This is a genomic window from Metabacillus sp. B2-18, assembly GCF_021117275.1.
Lineage (GTDB): Bacteria > Bacillota > Bacilli > Bacillales > Bacillaceae > Metabacillus.
Genome location: NZ_CP088245.1, coordinates 222,543 through 240,640 on the forward strand (window position 1 = coordinate 222,543; position 18,098 = coordinate 240,640).

10 protein-coding genes, 13 tRNA genes and 3 rRNA genes are annotated in these 18,098 nt (G+C 41.0%); 24 read left to right on the plus strand and 2 right to left on the minus strand.

Going from position 1 to position 18,098, the window contains the following annotated elements; all coding sequences use genetic code 11:
* Window positions 1–15: 15 nt before the first annotated feature.
* Window positions 16–2,178 carry a Tex family protein gene (locus tag LPC09_RS01240; protein WP_098797607.1) on the plus strand — a complete coding sequence of 721 codons (2,163 nt, stop codon included), beginning with the start codon at window positions 16–18 and terminating at the stop codon, window positions 2,176–2,178.
* A 147-nt stretch (window positions 2,179–2,325) separates the two neighbouring features.
* Window positions 2,326–3,783 (plus strand): IS1182 family transposase, encoded by a 1,458-nt coding sequence (locus LPC09_RS01245; protein ID WP_231308825.1) that lies wholly within the window; start codon window positions 2,326–2,328, stop codon window positions 3,781–3,783.
* 123 nt (window positions 3,784–3,906) lie between these two features.
* Here LPC09_RS01245 and cmpA read toward each other — a convergent pair whose 3' ends face one another.
* Window positions 3,907–4,020 carry a cortex morphogenetic protein CmpA gene (gene cmpA, locus LPC09_RS01250; protein ID WP_098799762.1) on the minus strand — a complete coding sequence of 38 codons (114 nt, stop codon included), beginning with the start codon at window positions 4,018–4,020 and terminating at the stop codon, window positions 3,907–3,909.
* A gap of 93 nt (window positions 4,021–4,113) precedes the next feature.
* Between cmpA and LPC09_RS01255 the strand changes: the two genes are divergently transcribed.
* The 22 genes from LPC09_RS01255 (at window position 4,114) to tsaD (ending at window position 15,638) form a co-directional block, all read left to right on the plus strand.
* The gene (locus LPC09_RS01255; RefSeq protein ID WP_231308826.1) at window positions 4,114–4,578 is read left to right on the plus strand and encodes a SprT family protein; all 465 of its coding nucleotides are present in this window, start codon (window positions 4,114–4,116) and stop codon (window positions 4,576–4,578) included.
* 125 nt (window positions 4,579–4,703) lie between these two features.
* Window positions 4,704–4,778: transfer RNA gene (locus LPC09_RS01260), tRNA-Asn, on the plus strand.
* A gap of 3 nt (window positions 4,779–4,781) precedes the next feature.
* Window positions 4,782–4,872, plus strand: a tRNA-Ser gene (locus tag LPC09_RS01265).
* A 9-nt stretch (window positions 4,873–4,881) separates the two neighbouring features.
* Window positions 4,882–4,953 (plus strand) — tRNA-Glu (locus LPC09_RS01270).
* A gap of 142 nt (window positions 4,954–5,095) precedes the next feature.
* Window positions 5,096–5,172, plus strand: a tRNA-Asp gene (locus LPC09_RS01275).
* A gap of 100 nt (window positions 5,173–5,272) precedes the next feature.
* Window positions 5,273–5,347 (plus strand) — tRNA-Gln (locus LPC09_RS01280).
* A 175-nt stretch (window positions 5,348–5,522) separates the two neighbouring features.
* A tRNA-Lys gene (locus tag LPC09_RS01285) sits at window positions 5,523–5,598 on the plus strand.
* Window positions 5,599–5,610: 12 nt separating this feature from the next.
* Window positions 5,611–5,696: transfer RNA gene (locus LPC09_RS01290), tRNA-Leu, on the plus strand.
* 30 nt (window positions 5,697–5,726) lie between these two features.
* Window positions 5,727–5,812 (plus strand) — tRNA-Leu (locus tag LPC09_RS01295).
* Between the two features lie 95 nt (window positions 5,813–5,907).
* Window positions 5,908–5,984, plus strand: a tRNA-Arg gene (locus LPC09_RS01300).
* Between the two features lie 4 nt (window positions 5,985–5,988).
* Window positions 5,989–6,065 (plus strand) — tRNA-Pro (locus tag LPC09_RS01305).
* A 13-nt stretch (window positions 6,066–6,078) separates the two neighbouring features.
* Window positions 6,079–6,152: transfer RNA gene (locus LPC09_RS01310), tRNA-Gly, on the plus strand.
* A 106-nt stretch (window positions 6,153–6,258) separates the two neighbouring features.
* Window positions 6,259–7,810: ribosomal RNA gene (locus LPC09_RS01315) — 16S ribosomal RNA — on the plus strand.
* Window positions 7,811–7,988: 178 nt separating this feature from the next.
* A 23S ribosomal RNA gene (locus LPC09_RS01320) occupies window positions 7,989–10,920 on the plus strand.
* A gap of 346 nt (window positions 10,921–11,266) precedes the next feature.
* Window positions 11,267–11,382 (plus strand): 5S ribosomal RNA (gene rrf / locus LPC09_RS01325).
* Together the 16S, 23S and 5S rRNA genes with 13 tRNA genes alongside form the textbook arrangement of a ribosomal RNA operon.
* A gap of 170 nt (window positions 11,383–11,552) precedes the next feature.
* Window positions 11,553–11,629, plus strand: a tRNA-Met gene (locus tag LPC09_RS01330).
* A gap of 56 nt (window positions 11,630–11,685) precedes the next feature.
* Window positions 11,686–11,762 (plus strand) — tRNA-Asp (locus LPC09_RS01335).
* Between the two features lie 238 nt (window positions 11,763–12,000).
* Window positions 12,001–12,987, plus strand: a complete 987-nt coding sequence (gene thiL, locus LPC09_RS01340; protein ID WP_098798899.1) for a thiamine-phosphate kinase — start codon at window positions 12,001–12,003, stop codon at window positions 12,985–12,987.
* Window positions 12,988–13,000: 13 nt separating this feature from the next.
* Window positions 13,001–13,474 (plus strand): tRNA (adenosine(37)-N6)-threonylcarbamoyltransferase complex ATPase subunit type 1 TsaE, encoded by a 474-nt coding sequence (gene tsaE / locus LPC09_RS01345; RefSeq protein WP_098798900.1) that lies wholly within the window; start codon window positions 13,001–13,003, stop codon window positions 13,472–13,474.
* Window positions 13,455–14,144 (plus strand): tRNA (adenosine(37)-N6)-threonylcarbamoyltransferase complex dimerization subunit type 1 TsaB, encoded by a 690-nt coding sequence (tsaB, locus tag LPC09_RS01350; RefSeq protein WP_098798901.1) that lies wholly within the window; start codon window positions 13,455–13,457, stop codon window positions 14,142–14,144. The genes tsaE and tsaB overlap by 20 nt, the downstream gene beginning before the upstream one ends.
* A gap of 13 nt (window positions 14,145–14,157) precedes the next feature.
* The gene (gene rimI / locus LPC09_RS01355) at window positions 14,158–14,610 is read left to right on the plus strand and encodes a ribosomal protein S18-alanine N-acetyltransferase (RefSeq protein WP_442920009.1); all 453 of its coding nucleotides are present in this window, start codon (window positions 14,158–14,160) and stop codon (window positions 14,608–14,610) included.
* Window positions 14,607–15,638, plus strand: a complete 1,032-nt coding sequence (gene tsaD, locus LPC09_RS01360; RefSeq protein WP_098798903.1) for a tRNA (adenosine(37)-N6)-threonylcarbamoyltransferase complex transferase subunit TsaD — start codon at window positions 14,607–14,609, stop codon at window positions 15,636–15,638. The genes rimI and tsaD overlap by 4 nt, the downstream gene beginning before the upstream one ends.
* Before the next feature lie 440 nt (window positions 15,639–16,078).
* Here tsaD and LPC09_RS01365 read toward each other — a convergent pair whose 3' ends face one another.
* Window positions 16,079–18,013: an ABC-F family ATP-binding cassette domain-containing protein gene (locus LPC09_RS01365; RefSeq protein ID WP_098798904.1), complete on the minus strand. Its 1,935-nt coding sequence runs from the start codon at window positions 18,011–18,013 to the stop codon at window positions 16,079–16,081.
* Window positions 18,014–18,098: the final 85 nt, after the last annotated feature.

The window sequence follows — 18,098 nt, forward strand, 5'->3', positions numbered from 1 at the left end:
TTGGAGGATTCGGATATGGAAGAAAAACAAACTAAAATCATGCAGCATATCAGCAAGGAGCTTGCGATCAATATAAAACAGGTTGCGAATGTTATTTCATTATTAGAAGAAGGCAATACAGTTCCATTTATTGCCCGTTATCGAAAAGAGCAAACTGGTGCATTGGATGAAGTGCAGATACGTGATATATCCGAGAAATGGACATACATACAAAACCTTGAAAATCGTAAAGAAGAAGTATTGCGTTTAATTGAAGAACAAGGGAAGTTAACTGAACAACTTGCTGTTGATATTAATAAAGCAATGAAGCTTCAACAGGTAGAAGATTTATATCGACCATATAAGCAAAAGAGAAGAACGAAGGCGACTGTTGCAAAGGAAAAAGGGTTAGAGCCACTTGCAACTTGGATTCTAAGTTTGCCAAGTGAAGGGGATATCCAACTCAAGGCAAAAGGATTTATAAATGAAGAAAAAGGTGTAACATCAGTAGAAGAGGCCATACAAGGTGCAAAAGATATTGTAGCAGAACAAATCTCAGATCAGCCAAAATATCGCCAATGGATTAGAGAGTTAACGTTCCGAAAAGGATCTATTTCTTCTGTAGCAAAGGATGAAGAAAAAGATGAGAAGAATGTTTATGAAATGTATTATGAGTATGAAGAGCCAATCCAGAAAATTGTTCCTCACCGTGTTTTGGCGATTAACCGAGGTGAAAAAGAAGATATATTGCGCATATCCCTTCAGTCGCCAACTGATCAGATACTAGATTACCTTCAAAAAGAAGAGTTGAAGGGGAAAAAATCGGTTGTGAATGATTTGGTGATTGAGACAATAGAAGATGCGTATAAGCGTCTTATTCAACCATCAATTGAGCGTGAAATCAGAAAAGAGTTATCAGAAAAGGCGGAGGACCGTGCAATACATATTTTTTCAGAAAATCTAAGAAATTTACTCCTTCAACCACCATTAAAAGGAAGAATGGTGCTAGGTGTTGACCCTGCTTTTAGAACAGGCTGTAAATTAGCAGTTGTAGATCCAACTGGAAAAATGCTTCATATTGGGGTGGTATATCCTCATCCGCCTGTTAATAAGAAAGAACAAGCAAAAGAAAAGGTAGTAGATGTTATAAAACAATTTAATATAGAGGTTGTTGCAATCGGAAATGGAACAGCATCAAGAGAAACAGAGCAATTCATTGCAGACATTCTAAGAGAATTAGCCGGAGATATATCATATCTTATCGTTAACGAAGCAGGAGCAAGTGTGTATTCAGCATCAGAACTTGCTAGGGAAGAGTTCCCAAATTTACAGGTAGAAGAAAGAAGTGCTGTTTCTATTGCAAGAAGACTTCAGGATCCTTTAGCTGAACTAGTTAAGATTGACCCTAAATCAGTTGGTGTAGGCCAATATCAACATGATGTTTCACAAAAGAAACTAAATGAATCACTAACGTTTGTTGTTGAAACAGTTGTAAACCAGGTTGGAGTTAACGTAAATACTGCATCATCTTCCTTACTTCAGTATGTAGCTGGACTCAGTAAGGCAGTTGCAAACAATGTTGTGAAAAAAAGAGAAGAGTTAGGGAGATTCTCTAACCGTAAACAACTAAAAGATATCCCTCGTCTAGGAGCAAAAACATATGAGCAATGTATTGGCTTCTTACGAGTTCTTGATGGAGATCATCCTTTAGATCGGACAAGTATTCACCCTGAACGCTATGGGGAAGTTGAGAAATTATTGAAGCAATTAAATGTTTCTTTGGCCGACTTAGGAAGCGAAGTATTAAAAGACAAAGTGAAAAGTTTAAATCTAAAAGAAACAGCTGATGTATTATCAATTGGGGAGCTAACTTTAAAGGATATATGTGATGCATTAATTCGTCCTGAGCGGGACCCCCGCGATGAAGTTGCTAAGCCTTTGTTAAAGAAGGATGTATTAAAACTGGAGGATTTGCAGCAAGGAATGGAGCTTCAAGGAACAGTTCGCAATGTTGTCGACTTTGGAGCATTTGTTGATATCGGGGTAAAACAAGATGGATTAGTGCATATTTCTAAACTTAGTCGTTCTTTTGTAAAACACCCATTAGATGTTGTATCTGTTGGTGACGTAGTAACAGTTTGGGTGGATGATGTGGACTTCAAGAAAGGTCGAGTAGCACTTACTATGCTGAAGAGCTGAAGGTGAGTGAAGAAACCAAAAAGAAACACTGCTTTTAGGGAGGCCACTGAAAAAGTCCAAGTAAAAGGTAGAAAGATTCACTTAGGTGAACTTTTCTACCTTTTTTACTTTATAATTAAAATTATAAATATAAGTGGGTGGTTTCCAATGATACAAAAACAACAAACAATGATGTTTAGTCCATATGTGGCTCTATATGATATCGTCGTTCCTCAGGATAATATGTTACGAAGAATTAAGGATCTAATTGACTTTTCTTTTATTTACGAAGAATTAAAGGATAAATATTGTCTAGATAATGGGCGGAATGCGATAGATCCTATTCGCATGTTTAAATATTTGTTTTTGAAAACCATTCATGATGTTTCAGATGTTGATATTATCGAGCGTTCAAAATATGATATGTCCTTCAAATATTTTTTGGATATGGCTCCGGAGGAAGCCGTTATTGATTCAAGTTCTTTGACAAAGTTTCGTAAGCTTAGGTTAAAAGACATGAACTTATTAGACATGCTTATCAATAAGACAGTGGAGATTGCCATTGAGAAAGAGATTATTAAAAGCAAGTCCATTATTGTAGATGCCACCCATACAAAGGCGAGATATAATCAAATGACTCCAAAAGAAATACTAATGGAGCGCTCCAAAAACCTCAGAAAAGCAATTTATAAAATTAACGAGAGTATGAAGAAGAAATTCCCCGTAAAGCCAAACAATGATCTACTTGAAGATGAGATTACTTATTCCCAAGAGCTCATTGAAGTGATTGAAAAGGAAGAAAGCCTTTTAGAGTATCCAAAAGTCAAGGAACATCTTAATCTCCTGAAAGAAGCCGTTGCAGATGATATCGAACAGCTACAGTCCATGAATGATCTAGATGCCAAAGTCGGACACAAAGCAGCTGACTCATCATTCTTTGGCTATAAAACTCATCTGGCGATGAGTGAAGAGCGAATTATTACAGCCGCAACGATTACAACCGGAGAAAAAAATGATGGAAAAGAGCTACAGACACTTGTTGAGAAAAGTATAGATGCAGGAATGGAAATTGAAACGGTTATTGGGGATACTGCGTATTCTGAGAAAGACAACATTCAATATAGTAAGGAAAATGGAATTAAACTGGTCTCAAAATTAAATCCTTCCATAACTCAGGGTACCCGAAAAAAAGAGGATGAATTTGAATTCAATAAGGATGCGGGCATGTATGTCTGCAAGGCAGGGCATATGGCTGTACGGAAAGCTAGGCAAGGTAAAAAAGGAGTAGGCAAAAACCAAGTTGATACCTACTATTTTAATGTTGAAAAATGCAAGAGATGTCCTTTCAGAGAAGGGTGCTACAAAGAGGGAGCCAAAAGTAAAACATATTCTGTTTCCCTTAAGTCTGATCAACATTCATCCCAAGCACAATTCCAGAAAAGTGTATATTTTAAGGAAAAGTCTAAAGAGCGTTATAAAATTGAAGCGAAAAATAGTGAATTAAAACACAGACACGGGTATAATGTGGCAAAATCCTCGGGTCTAATTAGCATGGAGTTGCAAGGCGCCATGGCTATATTTACGGTAAACATTAAAAGAATTCTAAAGCTACTAGGGGAAAATTAGAGAAAATATGTGGCTAATGCAAAGAAAGAGCCGACTTTAATTCCTAAAAAAGGAAAAAAAGTCGGCTCTTTTTAAACTCACATGAATAATCTTTAAAATCGTCAGATTTTCAGTGGCCTCCTTTTAGGAGCAGTGTTTTTCTCTATAGAAAAACCAGCATTGATTAAGTAATTTTATTTGATAGCGATTTTTTTCTAAAAACGCCCGCTGCATTTGATTTTGTAACCAAGATGGCATTGCTCATACCTCCTTAACTATTATAATGGAGTATGGGTGTTTATAATGTATGCATTGGGCAAGTGTGGTGTTACATATATGGAGGAATTTTTTATGAATGATGAAAAACTGCAACAATTGGTGGAAGACATTTCAATAAGCTTATTTAGAAAACCATTTAAGCATAAAGTAATCTTTAACAAAAGATTGAGAACAACTGGTGGGAGGTACATGCTAAGCACCCATAACATTGATATTAATCCAAAGTATTATCTTGAACATGGACTGGAAGAAATGATTGGGATCATCAAACATGAGCTTTGTCACTATCATCTTCATATAGAAGGAAAGGGATATAAGCACGGAGATCAAGATTTTAAATTATTATTAAAAGAAGTAGGTGCACCTAGATTTTGTACGTCTTTAAAAACTGATTCTAAAAAAAGACACGCCTCTCTCATCTATAAGTGTTCAGCTTGTCATCATGAGTACAAAAGAAAAAGAAAAGTAGACACAACACGTTTAGTTTGCGGTAAGTGTGCTGGTAAAATCTATCTTTTAAAAGGGGTTGACTCTTAAGTTGATACTATGTTAAATTATAAAAGCCGTCGTTGATGGCTGTTAAATAAATAAAGGTAAATACGATGAATTCTTGACAAGACATGCTTTAATAAATATAATTAAAGAAGTCTGTTAGAAATTGTTCCGCAGTAGCTCAGTGGTAGAGCTATCGGCTGTTAACCGATCGGTCGTAGGTTCGAGTCCTACCTGCGGAGCCATATGGGGAAGTACTCAAGAGGCTGAAGAGGCGCCCCTGCTAAGGGTGTAGGTCGCGTGAGCGGCGCGAGGGTTCAAATCCCTCCTTCTCCGCCATATTATAATGGCCCATTGGTCAAGCGGTTAAGACACCGCCCTTTCACGGCGGTAACACGGGTTCGAATCCCGTATGGGTCATAATTATATTGTTAGAGAGTAGGAAGTGGGCACACTTGTAGCTCACCTCCTATTTTTTCTCGGATATGATTAATGTTACTAGGGTAATGAAGCTTAAAACTTAAAGTCAAGGTGAGTTATTTTCACTACGTGAAAAAACTTTGGTCCGGTAGTTCAGTTGGTTAGAATGCCTGCCTGTCACGCAGGAGGTCGCGGGTTCGAGTCCCGTCCGGACCGCCATTATTTACTGTTATTAATTACTAGTTGAAATTACTTTATTAGTTTGATATCATTAGATTCTTGTTGCTCAAGACATAAATGTTTTGTAACATAACTTCAATGGGCTATAGCCAAGCGGTAAGGCATCGCACTTTGACTGCGACATGCGTTGGTTCGAATCCAGCTAGCCCAGCCATTTATATTCATTTGTTTATAAAATGAAGAGCCATTAGCTCAGTTGGTAGAGCACGAACGAATAAGCTTCGAAGCATTACATCAGCACACAAATTGAGCTGCGGCTTGAATAAGCTTACTGAAATTTGGGTGTCGATTACAAGAGAATAACTAAATATTATTACTCATTATAAGATGAGCCATTAGCTCAGTTGGTAGAGCATCTGACTTTTAATCAGAGGGTCGAAGGTTCGAGTCCTTCATGGCTCACCATTTACACACCTTGCGGGTGTGGCGGAATTGGCAGACGCGCTAGACTTAGGATCTAGTGTCCTTGTGACGTGGGGGTTCAAGTCCCTTCACCCGCACCAATGTTTTTTTATATCAGTAAAACTGATTTCGCGGTCGTGGCGGAATGGCAGACGCGCTAGGTTGAGGGCCTAGTGGGGGCGACCCCGTGGAGGTTCAAGTCCTCTCGGCCGCACCAGAAGAACACATAAAAAATATTTTAAAAAAGTATTGACTTGTTAGTTCTTAAGGTGTTACTATTGTAAAGTCGCTCGTTAAGATAAATTAAATTATGCGCCCGTAGCTCAATTGGATAGAGCGTTTGACTACGGATCAAAAGGTTAGGGGTTCGACTCCTCTCGGGCGCGCCATATACGGGAAGTAGCTCAGCTTGGTAGAGCACTTGGTTTGGGACCAAGGGGTCGCAGGTTCGAATCCTGTCTTCCCGACCAGTCGAGTCACCTTGCGGGTGTAGTTTAGTGGTAAAACCTCAGCCTTCCAAGCTGATGATGAGGGTTCGATTCCCTTCACCCGCTCCAAATAATGATCTTTGAAAACTAAACAAAACCAAGCGTGCAAATGTTAATCTCGATTAACAAAAAAACGTACTATATAGTACAAACTTTTATGAGCTATATCAACTCTTTATTGGAGAGTTTGATCCTGGCTCAGGACGAACGCTGGCGGCGTGCCTAATACATGCAAGTCGAGCGAACCAATGGGAGCTTGCTCCCTTAGGTTAGCGGCGGACGGGTGAGTAACACGTGGGTAACCTGCCTGTAAGATTGGGATAACTCCGGGAAACCGGAGCTAATACCGGATAACATTTTGAACCGCATGGTTCAAAATTGAAAGACGGCTTTTAGCTGTCACTTACAGATGGACCCGCGGCGCATTAGCTAGTTGGTGAGGTAACGGCTCACCAAGGCGACGATGCGTAGCCGACCTGAGAGGGTGATCGGCCACACTGGGACTGAGACACGACCCAGACTCCTACGGGAGGCAGCAGTAGGGAATCTTCCGCAATGGACGAAAGTCTGACGGAGCAACGCCGCGTGAACGATGAAGGCCTTCGGGTCGTAAAGTTCTGTTGTTAGGGAAGAACAAGTACCAGAGTAACTGCTGGTACCTTGACGGTACCTAACCAGAAAGCCACGGCTAACTACGTGCCAGCAGCCGCGGTAATACGTAGGTGGCAAGCGTTGTCCGGAATTATTGGGCGTAAAGCGCGCGCAGGCGGTTTCTTAAGTCTGATGTGAAAGCCCACGGCTCAACCGTGGAGGGTCATTGGAAACTGGGGAACTTGAGTGCAGAAGAGGAGAGTGGAATTCCACGTGTAGCGGTGAAATGCGTAGAGATGTGGAGGAACACCAGTGGCGAAGGCGACTCTCTGGTCTGTAACTGACGCTGAGGCGCGAAAGCGTGGGGAGCGAACAGGATTAGATACCCTGGTAGTCCACGCCGTAAACGATGAGTGCTAAGTGTTAGAGGGTTTCCGCCCTTTAGTGCTGCAGCAAACGCATTAAGCACTCCGCCTGGGGAGTACGGTCGCAAGACTGAAACTCAAAGGAATTGACGGGGGCCCGCACAAGCGGTGGAGCATGTGGTTTAATTCGAAGCAACGCGAAGAACCTTACCAGGTCTTGACATCCTTCGCTACTTCTAGAGATAGAAGGTTCCCCTTCGGGGGACGAAGTGACAGGTGGTGCATGGTTGTCGTCAGCTCGTGTCGTGAGATGTTGGGTTAAGTCCCGCAACGAGCGCAACCCTTGATCTTAGTTGCCAGCATTAAGTTGGGCACTCTAAGGTGACTGCCGGTGACAAACCGGAGGAAGGTGGGGATGACGTCAAATCATCATGCCCCTTATGACCTGGGCTACACACGTGCTACAATGGATGGTACAAAGGGCTGCAAGACCGCGAGGTCAAGCCAATCCCATAAAACCATTCTCAGTTCGGATTGCAGGCTGCAACTCGCCTGCATGAAGCCGGAATCGCTAGTAATCGCGGATCAGCATGCCGCGGTGAATACGTTCCCGGGCCTTGTACACACCGCCCGTCACACCACGAGAGTTTGTAACACCCGAAGTCGGTGGGGTAACCTCACTGGAGCCAGCCGCCTAAGGTGGGACAGATGATTGGGGTGAAGTCGTAACAAGGTAGCCGTATCGGAAGGTGCGGCTGGATCACCTCCTTTCTAAGGAAAATGGAGCACGCTTGGTATTTTGTTTAGTTTTGAGAGATCATATTGATCTTTCTTTACTATGTTCCTTGAAAACTAGATAACGAAAACAATTCAAGTAATTCACTGAGTTTAAACGCTTAGTTTAGTGATTCTCTTAATAATTGATTTAAACGACATCTTCGATGTCAAAGGTTAAGTTGTTAAGGGCGCACGGTGGATGCCTTGGCACTAGGAGCCGATGAAGGACGGTACTAACACCGATATGCTTCGGGGAGCTGTAAGTAAGCTTTGATCCGGAGATTTCCGAATGGGGAAACCCACTGCTCGTAATGGAGTAGTATTTTTACCTGAATACATAGGGTATTAAAGGCAGACCCGGGGAACTGAAACATCTAAGTACCCGGAGGAAGAGAAAGCAAACGCGATTTCCTGAGTAGCGGCGAGCGAAACGGAAGAAGCCCAAACCAAGAGGCTTGCCTCTTGGGGTTGTAGGACACTCATGTACGGAGTTACAAAGGAACGGAGTAAATGAAGAGGTCTGGAAAGGCCCGTCAAAGAAGGTAACAACCCTGTAGTTGAAACTTCGTTCCCTCCAGAGTGGATCCTGAGTACGGCGGGACACGTGAAATCCCGTCGGAAGCAGGGAGGACCATCTCCCAAGGCTAAATACTCCCTAGTGACCGATAGTGAACCAGTACCGTGAGGGAAAGGTGAAAAGCACCCCGGAAGGGGAGTGAAAGAGATCCTGAAACCGTGTGCCTACAAGTAGTCAAAGCCCGTTAATGGGTAATGGCGTGCCTTTTGTAGAATGAACCGGCGAGTTACGATCCCGTGCAAGGTTAAGTTGATAAGACGGAGCCGCAGCGAAAGCGAGTCTGAATAGGGCGAATAAGTACGTGGTCGTAGACCCGAAACCAGGTGATCTACCCATGTCCAGGGTGAAGTTCAGGTAACACTGAATGGAGGCCCGAACCCACGCACGTTGAAAAGTGCGGGGATGAGGTGTGGGTAGCGGAGAAATTCCAATCGAACTTGGAGATAGCTGGTTCTCTCCGAAATAGCTTTAGGGCTAGCCTTGAAATGAGAGTCTTGGAGGTAGAGCACTGATTGGACTAGGGGCCCCCATCGGGTTACCGAATTCAGTCAAACTCCGAATGCCAAAGACTTATGTTCAGGAGTCAGACTGCGAGTGATAAGATCCGTAGTCAAGAGGGAAACAGCCCAGACCACCAGCTAAGGTCCCAAAGTATACGTTAAGTGGAAAAGGATGTGGAGTTGCTTAGACAACCAGGATGTTGGCTTAGAAGCAGCCACCATTTAAAGAGTGCGTAATAGCTCACTGGTCGAGTGACTCTGCGCCGAAAATGTACCGGGGCTAAACGTATCACCGAAGCTGTGGACTGTTCTTTTAGAACAGTGGTAGGAGAGCGTTCTAAGGGCTGTGAAGCCAGACCGTAAGGACTGGTGGAGCGCTTAGAAGTGAGAATGCCGGTATGAGTAGCGAAAGAGGGGTGAGAATCCCCTCCACCGAATGCCTAAGGTTTCCTGAGGAAGGCTCGTCCGCTCAGGGTAAGTCGGGACCTAAGCCGAGGCCGAAAGGCGTAGGCGATGGACAACAGGTTGAAATTCCTGTACCACCTCCTCACCGTTTGAGCAATGGGGGGACGCAGAAGGATAGGGTAAGCGCGCTGTTGGATATGCGCGTCCAAGCAGTTAGGCTGACAACGAGGCAAATCCCGTTGTCACATAAGGCTGAGCTGTGATGGCGAGGGAACTATAGTACCGAAGTTCCTGATTCCACACTGCCAAGAAAAGCCTCTAGCGAGGTGAGAGGTGCCCGTACCGCAAACCGACACAGGTAGGCGAGGAGAGAATCCTAAGGTGAGCGAGAGAACTCTCGTTAAGGAACTCGGCAAAATGACCCCGTAACTTCGGGAGAAGGGGTGCTTTTTAGGGTGAATAGCCCGGAAAAGCCGCAGTGAATAGGCCCAGGCGACTGTTTAGCAAAAACACAGGTCTCTGCGAAGCCGCAAGGCGAAGTATAGGGGCTGACGCCTGCCCGGTGCTGGAAGGTTAAGGGGAGAGGTTAGCGCAAGCGAAGCTTTGAACCGAAGCCCCAGTAAACGGCGGCCGTAACTATAACGGTCCTAAGGTAGCGAAATTCCTTGTCGGGTAAGTTCCGACCCGCACGAAAGGCGTAACGATCTGGGCACTGTCTCAACGAGAGACTCGGTGAAATTATAGTACCTGTGAAGATGCAGGTTACCCGCGACAGGACGGAAAGACCCCGTGGAGCTTTACTGTAGCCTGATATTGAATTTTGGTACAGCTTGTACAGGATAGGTAGGAGCCTGAGAAGCCGGAGCGCTAGCTTCGGTGGAGGCGTCGGTGGGATACTACCCTGGCTGTATTGAAATTCTAACCCACAGCCCTGATCGGGCTGGGAGACAGTGTCAGGTGGGCAGTTTGACTGGGGCGGTCGCCTCCTAAAATGTAACGGAGGCGCCCAAAGGTTCCCTCAGAATGGTTGGAAATCATTCGTAGAGTGTAAAGGCACAAGGGAGCTTGACTGCGAGACCTACAAGTCGAGCAGGGACGAAAGTCGGGCTTAGTGATCCGGTGGTTCCGCATGGAAGGGCCATCGCTCAACGGATAAAAGCTACCCCGGGGATAACAGGCTTATCTCCCCCAAGAGTCCACATCGACGGGGAGGTTTGGCACCTCGATGTCGGCTCATCGCATCCTGGGGCTGTAGTCGGTCCCAAGGGTTGGGCTGTTCGCCCATTAAAGCGGTACGCGAGCTGGGTTCAGAACGTCGTGAGACAGTTCGGTCCCTATCCGTCGTGGGCGTAGGAAATTTGAGAGGAGCTGTCCTTAGTACGAGAGGACCGGGATGGACGCACCGCTGGTGTACCAGTTGTCTTGCCAAAGGCATAGCTGGGTAGCTATGTGCGGAAGGGATAAGTGCTGAAAGCATCTAAGCATGAAGCCCCCCTCAAGATGAGATTTCCCATCACATTAGTGAGTAAGATCCCTGAAAGATGATCAGGTTGATAGGTCAGAGGTGGAAGCGCGGTGACGTGTGGAGCTGACTGATACTAATCGATCGAGGACTTAACCTAAATAGAAAAGCGGAAGAAGCTCGTTCAAATCCATAGGGAATTGGAGCGATCGAGATGAAGTCGTTCTTTGACTTCTTCGAGAGAGTGAAATTACCGTAGGATTTAGCTTCTGGAGCTGGACATGTAAGAACGTTAAACTCAGTAGTGAATATGAATTGTAAATCGTTATCTAGTTTTGAAGGAATATGTATTCCTGAAAACTTTATACAAAGTGAAAGGGTTTCGAGGAACGAACAGTTCAAGGAATCGATTGAGGAGACACCGGAGCGTACTTCAGTACGTGAGGATGTTGACGAATGAGATGACGCAGAAATGTGAAGTTCATCGGAAGCCGTAAACCACATTATTTGGTGATGATGGCGAAGAGGTCACACCCGTTCCCATGCCGAACACGGAAGTTAAGCTCTTCAGCGCCGATGGTAGTTGGGGGATTCCCCCTGTGAGAGTAGGACGTCGCCAAGTAGTTTAATTTTCTTCTTATTATCGCGGGGTGGAGCACGATTGAATATGCTTCATTGAATGACTTCAGCGTACCGATTGAGCAGCATCTTGAATAATCATCCTGAAATCGGGACGGTCAGTATACGCAATAGTAAAAGTGCATAGAATACTATAAGTTTTCTTCTTATTATCGCGGGGTGGAGCAGTCTGGTAGCTCGTCGGGCTCATAACCCGAAGGTCGCAGGTTCAAATCCTGTCCCCGCAACCAAATTATCATAAAATATTATGTTAAGGTAAGTTATTTTCACTTCATGAAAAAACTCTGGTCCGGTAGTTCAGTTGGTTAGAATGCCTGCCTGTCACGCAGGAGGTCGCGGGTTCGAGTCCCGTCCGGACCGCCATATATTGATTGCTTGCGAAACAATGATGTTTCGTTTTTTTTATGTTTATTCATAATATTTTTGTACATAGATAAGAATTTAAATAATACCACCATAAAGCCTTATATGGTACGATAGAATAGATAAAACTTGGTTAAACTAAGTTTAAATGCTTACACGCTAACAGTGACTCCTTAGGAAACAATTCCTAAGGTTTTTTCGTAATATTAGCGAATAACTAAAAAAGATGGAGTATGAAATGGATGAATTTGATTTTATTCTTAAAGTAAAACCAAATCGTACTTTTCAAAAGAATGTAAAAGTAGCAATTGGGGATGATGCAGCTGTTTACGAACCGAGTCTGAATCGCAACCAAGTTGTTTGTGTAGATACTATGGTAGAAGGAGTTCACTTTCTTAAACATTTATCTACTCCTTTTGAAATAGGCTATAAAGCATTGGCAGTTAATATTAGTGATATTGCTGCTATGGCAGGTATCCCTCTTTATTATCTAGTTTCTATTACTGTTCCCTCTAGTTGGAAAGAAGAGGAACTAGTAGGGATTTATAAAGGCATGGACGAGCTTGCAAAGGAATATAAAATGGATCTATTAGGTGGAGATACAGTTTCTACATCTGACAAACTTGTTATATCGGTTACTGTTATAGGAGAAGTTGAACAAGAAACACAGACTCTTAGAAACAAGGCTTGTGATGGAGATATTGTTTTTGTAACAGGTAATGTAGGAGATTCATCTGCAGGTTTAGCTATTTTATTAGATCACGTACAAATACATAATCAACAATCGAAAGAATACCTTATAAACCGTCATAAAAAGCCTACACCTCGTGTAAATGCAGGTAGACTTATAGGTGGATTATATCGCGCTTCATTAAATGATGTTAGTGATGGGCTAGCTAGTGAATTAAATGAAATTAGTGAAGCAAGTAATGTTGGTATAACAGTCTTTAAAGATCAGCTTCCTGTCAGTGATGAACTTTTATCATTGAGTTCATCAAATGATATTTACAAATGGATTCTTTATGGTGGCGAAGATTTTGAATTAGTCGGGACCACCTCACGGAACTCATGGGAAAAGTTAAAACAAACTTGTGATAAAATGGATTTGAAAATAACACAAATTGGTTTAGTAGATCAAAAACATTCTGGAGTTATGCTACAGACTGTTAATCAAGAATTAGTCAGAATTGAAAAATCAGGGTATAACCACTTCAGAAATAAGTAAGGTGAGTAGAAGAGTGGAAAAATATGAGTTTATAACAAAAAGTACTGAAGATACAACTATGATTGCCATAAATCTTTCAAAAAAACTAGAGCCCAATGCTGTCATTACTTTAGAGGGAGATTTAGGTGCCGGTAAGACTACTTTTACTAAAGGCTTGGCAAGGGGGTTGGGGATTAAACGTAATGTTAACAGCCCGACATTTACTATTATAAAGGAATATCATGATGGACGACTGCCTTTATATCACATGGATGTTTATCGAGTAGAAGATTCTGATGAGGACCTAGGTTTCGATGAGTATTTTCATGCAAGTGGAGTTACTGTTGTAGAATGGGCTCATCTGATAGAAGAACAGTTACCTAGTGAACGGTTAGATATAAAAATTCTTTATGTAGATGATACAACAAGAACGATTATCATGAGTCCTAAGGGATCTTATTATGTTGGACTGTGTAAGGAGTTAAATGATGAAAGCATTAGCCATTGATACAACCAATAATGTGTTGGGAATCGCAATTGTTGAAGAAGATAAAGTCATTGGAGAATATATCACAAATTTAAAGAAAAACCATTCTGTACGAGCAATGCCAGCTGTTGAAAGACTTTTAAGTGATTGTGATATAACACCGAAACAGCTAGATAAAATTATTGTAGCAACTGGTCCTGGGTCTTATACTGGTGTTCGGATTGGTGTTTCAATTGCTAAAACAATGGCATGGGCCCTTCAACTTCCCATTGTAGGTGTTTCAAGCTTGGAAATATTGGCGGCAAATGGGCGTTTCTTTAATGGACTGATCTCTCCAATATTTGATGCTAGAAGAGGACAAGTTTACACAGGTTTATATCAATATGATAATCAGGAATTAGTTACTGTGGAGAATGATCAAAATTTATTGTTAACAGATTGGTTAGAGATGTTAAAGTCTAAAAATGAGCGTATTCTATTTCTAGGTAATGATCTCCCTATACATGAGAAAGCAATTACACATGTACTTGGTGAAATGGCGGAAAGTGCACAAGTAGCTCTGCATAATCCGAGACCAAGTGAGTTAGCAATTATAGGGCTTAAAAAGAATGCTGAAGATGTTCATAGTCTTGTACCAAATTACATAAGACTAGCTGAAGCTGAAGCGAAATGGCTAGAACAGCAAAAATAAGATGGTGGCTATTGTGGATAACGAGTTTACAATAAGAAAAATGGTAAGAGAAGATATTGAAGAAGTATATCAAATAGAGTGTCAATCTTTCTCAGCACCATGGACGAAGGAATCTCTATATTATGAGCTTGAGCAAAATTTATTTGCCAAATATCTAGTAGTTGAACTGGATGGTAAAGTGGTTGGCTATTGTGGCTTATGGGTCATCATGGATGATGCCCAAATAACAAATATAGCAGTTCACCCTGAATACAGAGGGAGAAATATAGGTGAAGCTCTTTTAAGATTTACTATTCAATTAAGTAGAGAAATGAATGCAAAAAGACTATCTTTAGAGGTTAGAGTGTCTAATCACATCGCACAGTCCCTATACAAAAAGGTGGGATTTTTACCTGGTGGTATAAGGAAGCGTTATTATACAGATAATCAAGAAGATGCTTTAGTAATGTGGGTGAATTTAATATGATTGAAAAAGACCAATATATACTGGGAATAGAGACAAGCTGTGATGAAACTGCTGCTGCGATTATTAAAAACGGCCGTGAAATTGTCGCAAATGTTGTTGCATCACAAATTGAAAGTCACAAACGGTTTGGTGGGGTAGTTCCAGAGATTGCTTCCCGACATCATGTTGAGCAATTAACAATTGTTTTTGAGGAAGCAATGAAACAAGCAGATCTTACTTTTGCGGATCTATCAGCAATTGCAGTTACTGAAGGACCTGGACTAGTAGGAGCACTATTAACAGGCATTAATGCAGCAAAAGCCTTAGCCTTTGCACAGGGTATTCCTTTAATAGGAGTCCATCATATTGCCGGCCATATTTATGCTAATCGACTTATTCATGAATTGGAATTTCCTTTACTTGCTCTGGTGGTTTCCGGTGGACACACAGAATTAGTATATATGAGAGAGCATGGAGATTTTGAGGTAATTGGTGAAACTCTCGATGATGCTGCCGGGGAAGCTTATGACAAGGTCGCACGAACTCTTGGCCTTCCATACCCGGGTGGTCCTCATATTGATAAATTAGCTCATGAAGGTCAAGCCTCTATCGATTTACCAAGGGCTTGGCTAAGTGAAGGGTCCTTTGATTTTAGCTTTAGTGGCCTTAAATCTGCCGTTATTAACACACTCCACAATGCAAAACAAAAGGGGATTGAACTTGATCCCAAAGATGTGGCAGCAAGCTTTCAAGCAAGTGTTATCGACGTTTTAGTCACAAAGACTGCACAAGCTGTGGATAAATATCATGTTAAACAGTTGTTATTAGCAGGCGGTGTTGCAGCTAATAAGGGTTTAAGAACTGCTTTAGAAAAAGAATTTTCTTCAAGAGATGGATTAACATTAACAATCCCACCACTATCTTTATGCACAGATAATGCTGCCATGATTGCTGCTGCTGGAAGCATTTTATATGAAAAGGGAGTAAGAAGTGATTTGGCACTAAATGCAAATCCCGGCTTAGAATTAACATCTTATCAACAAAAGTGAATAAATAAATAAAATAAAACAGGATCTGAGGGTCCTGTTTTTTCTATTTCTTTTGACAAAAGCTGAGTGTATTCACAGAGAATCTCCTAATTTCTATAAAAATAGGATTATTCACATAGTTATCCACAGAATGTACACGATTTTTGTAGAATTGTGTAAAACTATTTAAAATGCTGTCAAATCAATGTTTTTTAGAATGTGTATAACTTAAACAAATTAAAGAAAATATGTGGATAATGTGTATAAGTCTGTTGATATGTTGGAAATAAAGGATTTGTAGTGTGGATAAAAAGTGTAGATGTGAATAAATAATAGTTATTCACATGAACTTAAGAGAAGATTGTCGAATACGTTTTTGAGATCTTACTTTTCTGAATGAAACAATAAAAAAACAGCGAGGAACCCGCTGTTTATTAAATATTACGTTGATTACCTAAAAATTAATGTAATTGCTCCCATTCTGCCATTAGATCTTCTAGTTTGGAATGAATTTGTTCATTTTCTTCGTTAATTTTTTGTACTTTTTCATGATCTTGATAAACATCTGGATCACAAAGCAGGGCTTCGTTACCTTCAACTTTTCCTTCAAGTTCACTTATTTCATTTTCAATTTCTTCAATTCTTCTTTGCTTTTGTCTTTCAAGTTTTTTTAATTCTTTTTCTTGTTGATAACTTAATTTCCCCTCAGGTTCTTGTCCTGATTTTTTTTGTGTGGGAGAGTTATTTCCTTCTTGCTCTAATCGTTCATGTTCAAGTTGTTCTTCCTTTTTTGTAAGATAATAATCATAATCTCCTAAGTACTCAGTAAGATGAGTGCTAGAAAGCTCATAAACTTTTGTGGCAATTCTATTAATAAAGTATCTGTCATGAGAAACAAAAAGGATTGTACCTGGAAAGTCAATTAAAGCATTTTCTAAAATTTGCTTACTATCTAAATCAAGATGGTTTGTTGGCTCATCAAGAATTAGGAAGTTCGCTTTTTGTAGCATCAGTTTAGAGAGTGCCACTCTTGCTTTCTCTCCTCCACTTAGAGCAGAAACAGGCTTTAATACATCATCACCAGAGAATAGAAAGTTTCCTAGTATTGTTCGAATTTCTTTTTCGGTCATTTGTGGATATTCATCCCACAGCTCGTCTAAAACTCGTTTATTTGATGTAAGATCGGCTTGTTGCTGGTCATAGTAACCTATTTGTACATGTGAACCAAGAGAAAAGGTACCAGTCAACGAATCTAATTTCTGAATGATTGATTTTAGTAAAGTTGATTTACCTATTCCGTTTGGTCCGACTAAGGCAATGCTATCACCGCGAGATATAGAAAAGGAAATGTTTGAGATAACAGGATGAACATTGTCATAGGAAACAGAAATGTGATCGGCTTTTAGCACATCGTTTCCACTTTGTCTGTTAATATCAAACTGAAAGCTTGCTGATTTTTCATCGCCAAGGGGTTTGTTCATTAACTCCATCTTTTCTAGCTTTTTCCTTCTACTTTGGGCAAGCTTTGTTGTTGAGGCACGAGCTAGGTTTCGTTGAATAAAGTCCTTTAGCTTGGCAACTTCTTCTTGTTGTTTTTCAAAGCTTTTTAACTCTTTTTCATATAAGTCAGCTTTTTGTTTTAAGTATCGACTATAATTTCCAATATATCTTGTGCTTGTATGACGGCTGATTTCATATACTTGTGTAACAATCTTATCTAGGAAATATCGATCATGGGAAACAATTAGAATTGCTCCAGGATAGTTTTGTAAATATTGTTCTAACCAGGTTAATGTTTCAATATCAAGATGGTTTGTTGGCTCGTCCAATATTAATAGATCTGGCTTAGTAAGTAATAGCTTACCTAAAGCAAGCCTTGTTTTTTGGCCACCGCTTAGAGAAGAAATTTTTGTCAGCGGATCAAAATGATGAAATCCAAGGCCATGAAGAACAGAACGTATATCAGCTTCATATTGATATCCGCCTTCTTCCTTAAATCTAACTTGAAGGGTGTCATATTCTTTTAAAAGTTGTTCAAACTTTTGTGTTTCATTACTTGGATCAACTGTTGCCATTCTTTGTTCTAGATTTCTCATTTCTTGTTCCATTGATTTGAGATCTTTAAATACTAAATTCATTTCGTCCCAAATCGATAATTGAGATTCTAGTCCGGTGTCTTGAGCTAAATATCCAATTGAAACATCTTTAGGCTTAATAATTTCACCAGAATCATGGGACATGGCTCCTGAAATTATTTTTAAAAGTGTTGATTTCCCTGCTCCATTGCGACCAACAATCGCAACTCTATCTCTAGTTTGTACTTCCAACTTAATATTCGATAAAATAGGGTCAGCACCAAAGTATTTACTAAGTTGATTTATTTGTAACAATATCATTGTTTTCACCTCTACTAATGCTTTAAGTGTAGCTTAGTTTTGGGGTGCCTGTCACCACCCGAATTTTGTCGACGGAAAAGAAAAG

What these genes read in the sequence shown, in the direction of transcription:
- cmpA (WP_098799762.1), bottom strand. Translation starts at nt 4,020, where the DNA reads ATGCCATCTTGGTTACAAAATCAAATGCAGCGGGCGTTTTTAGAAAAA.
- tsaB (WP_098798901.1), top strand. Translation starts at nt 13,455, where the DNA reads ATGAAAGCATTAGCCATTGATACAACCAATAATGTGTTGGGAATCGCA.
- LPC09_RS01365 (WP_098798904.1), bottom strand. Translation starts at nt 18,013, where the DNA reads ATGATATTGTTACAAATAAATCAACTTAGTAAATACTTTGGTGCTGAC.
- thiL (WP_098798899.1), top strand. Translation starts at nt 12,001, where the DNA reads ATGGATGAATTTGATTTTATTCTTAAAGTAAAACCAAATCGTACTTTT.
- tsaD (WP_098798903.1), top strand. Translation starts at nt 14,607, where the DNA reads ATGATTGAAAAAGACCAATATATACTGGGAATAGAGACAAGCTGTGAT.
- LPC09_RS01255 (WP_231308826.1), top strand. Translation starts at nt 4,114, where the DNA reads ATGAATGATGAAAAACTGCAACAATTGGTGGAAGACATTTCAATAAGC.
- LPC09_RS01245 (WP_231308825.1), top strand. Translation starts at nt 2,326, where the DNA reads ATGATACAAAAACAACAAACAATGATGTTTAGTCCATATGTGGCTCTA.
- LPC09_RS01240 (WP_098797607.1), top strand. Translation starts at nt 16, where the DNA reads ATGGAAGAAAAACAAACTAAAATCATGCAGCATATCAGCAAGGAGCTT.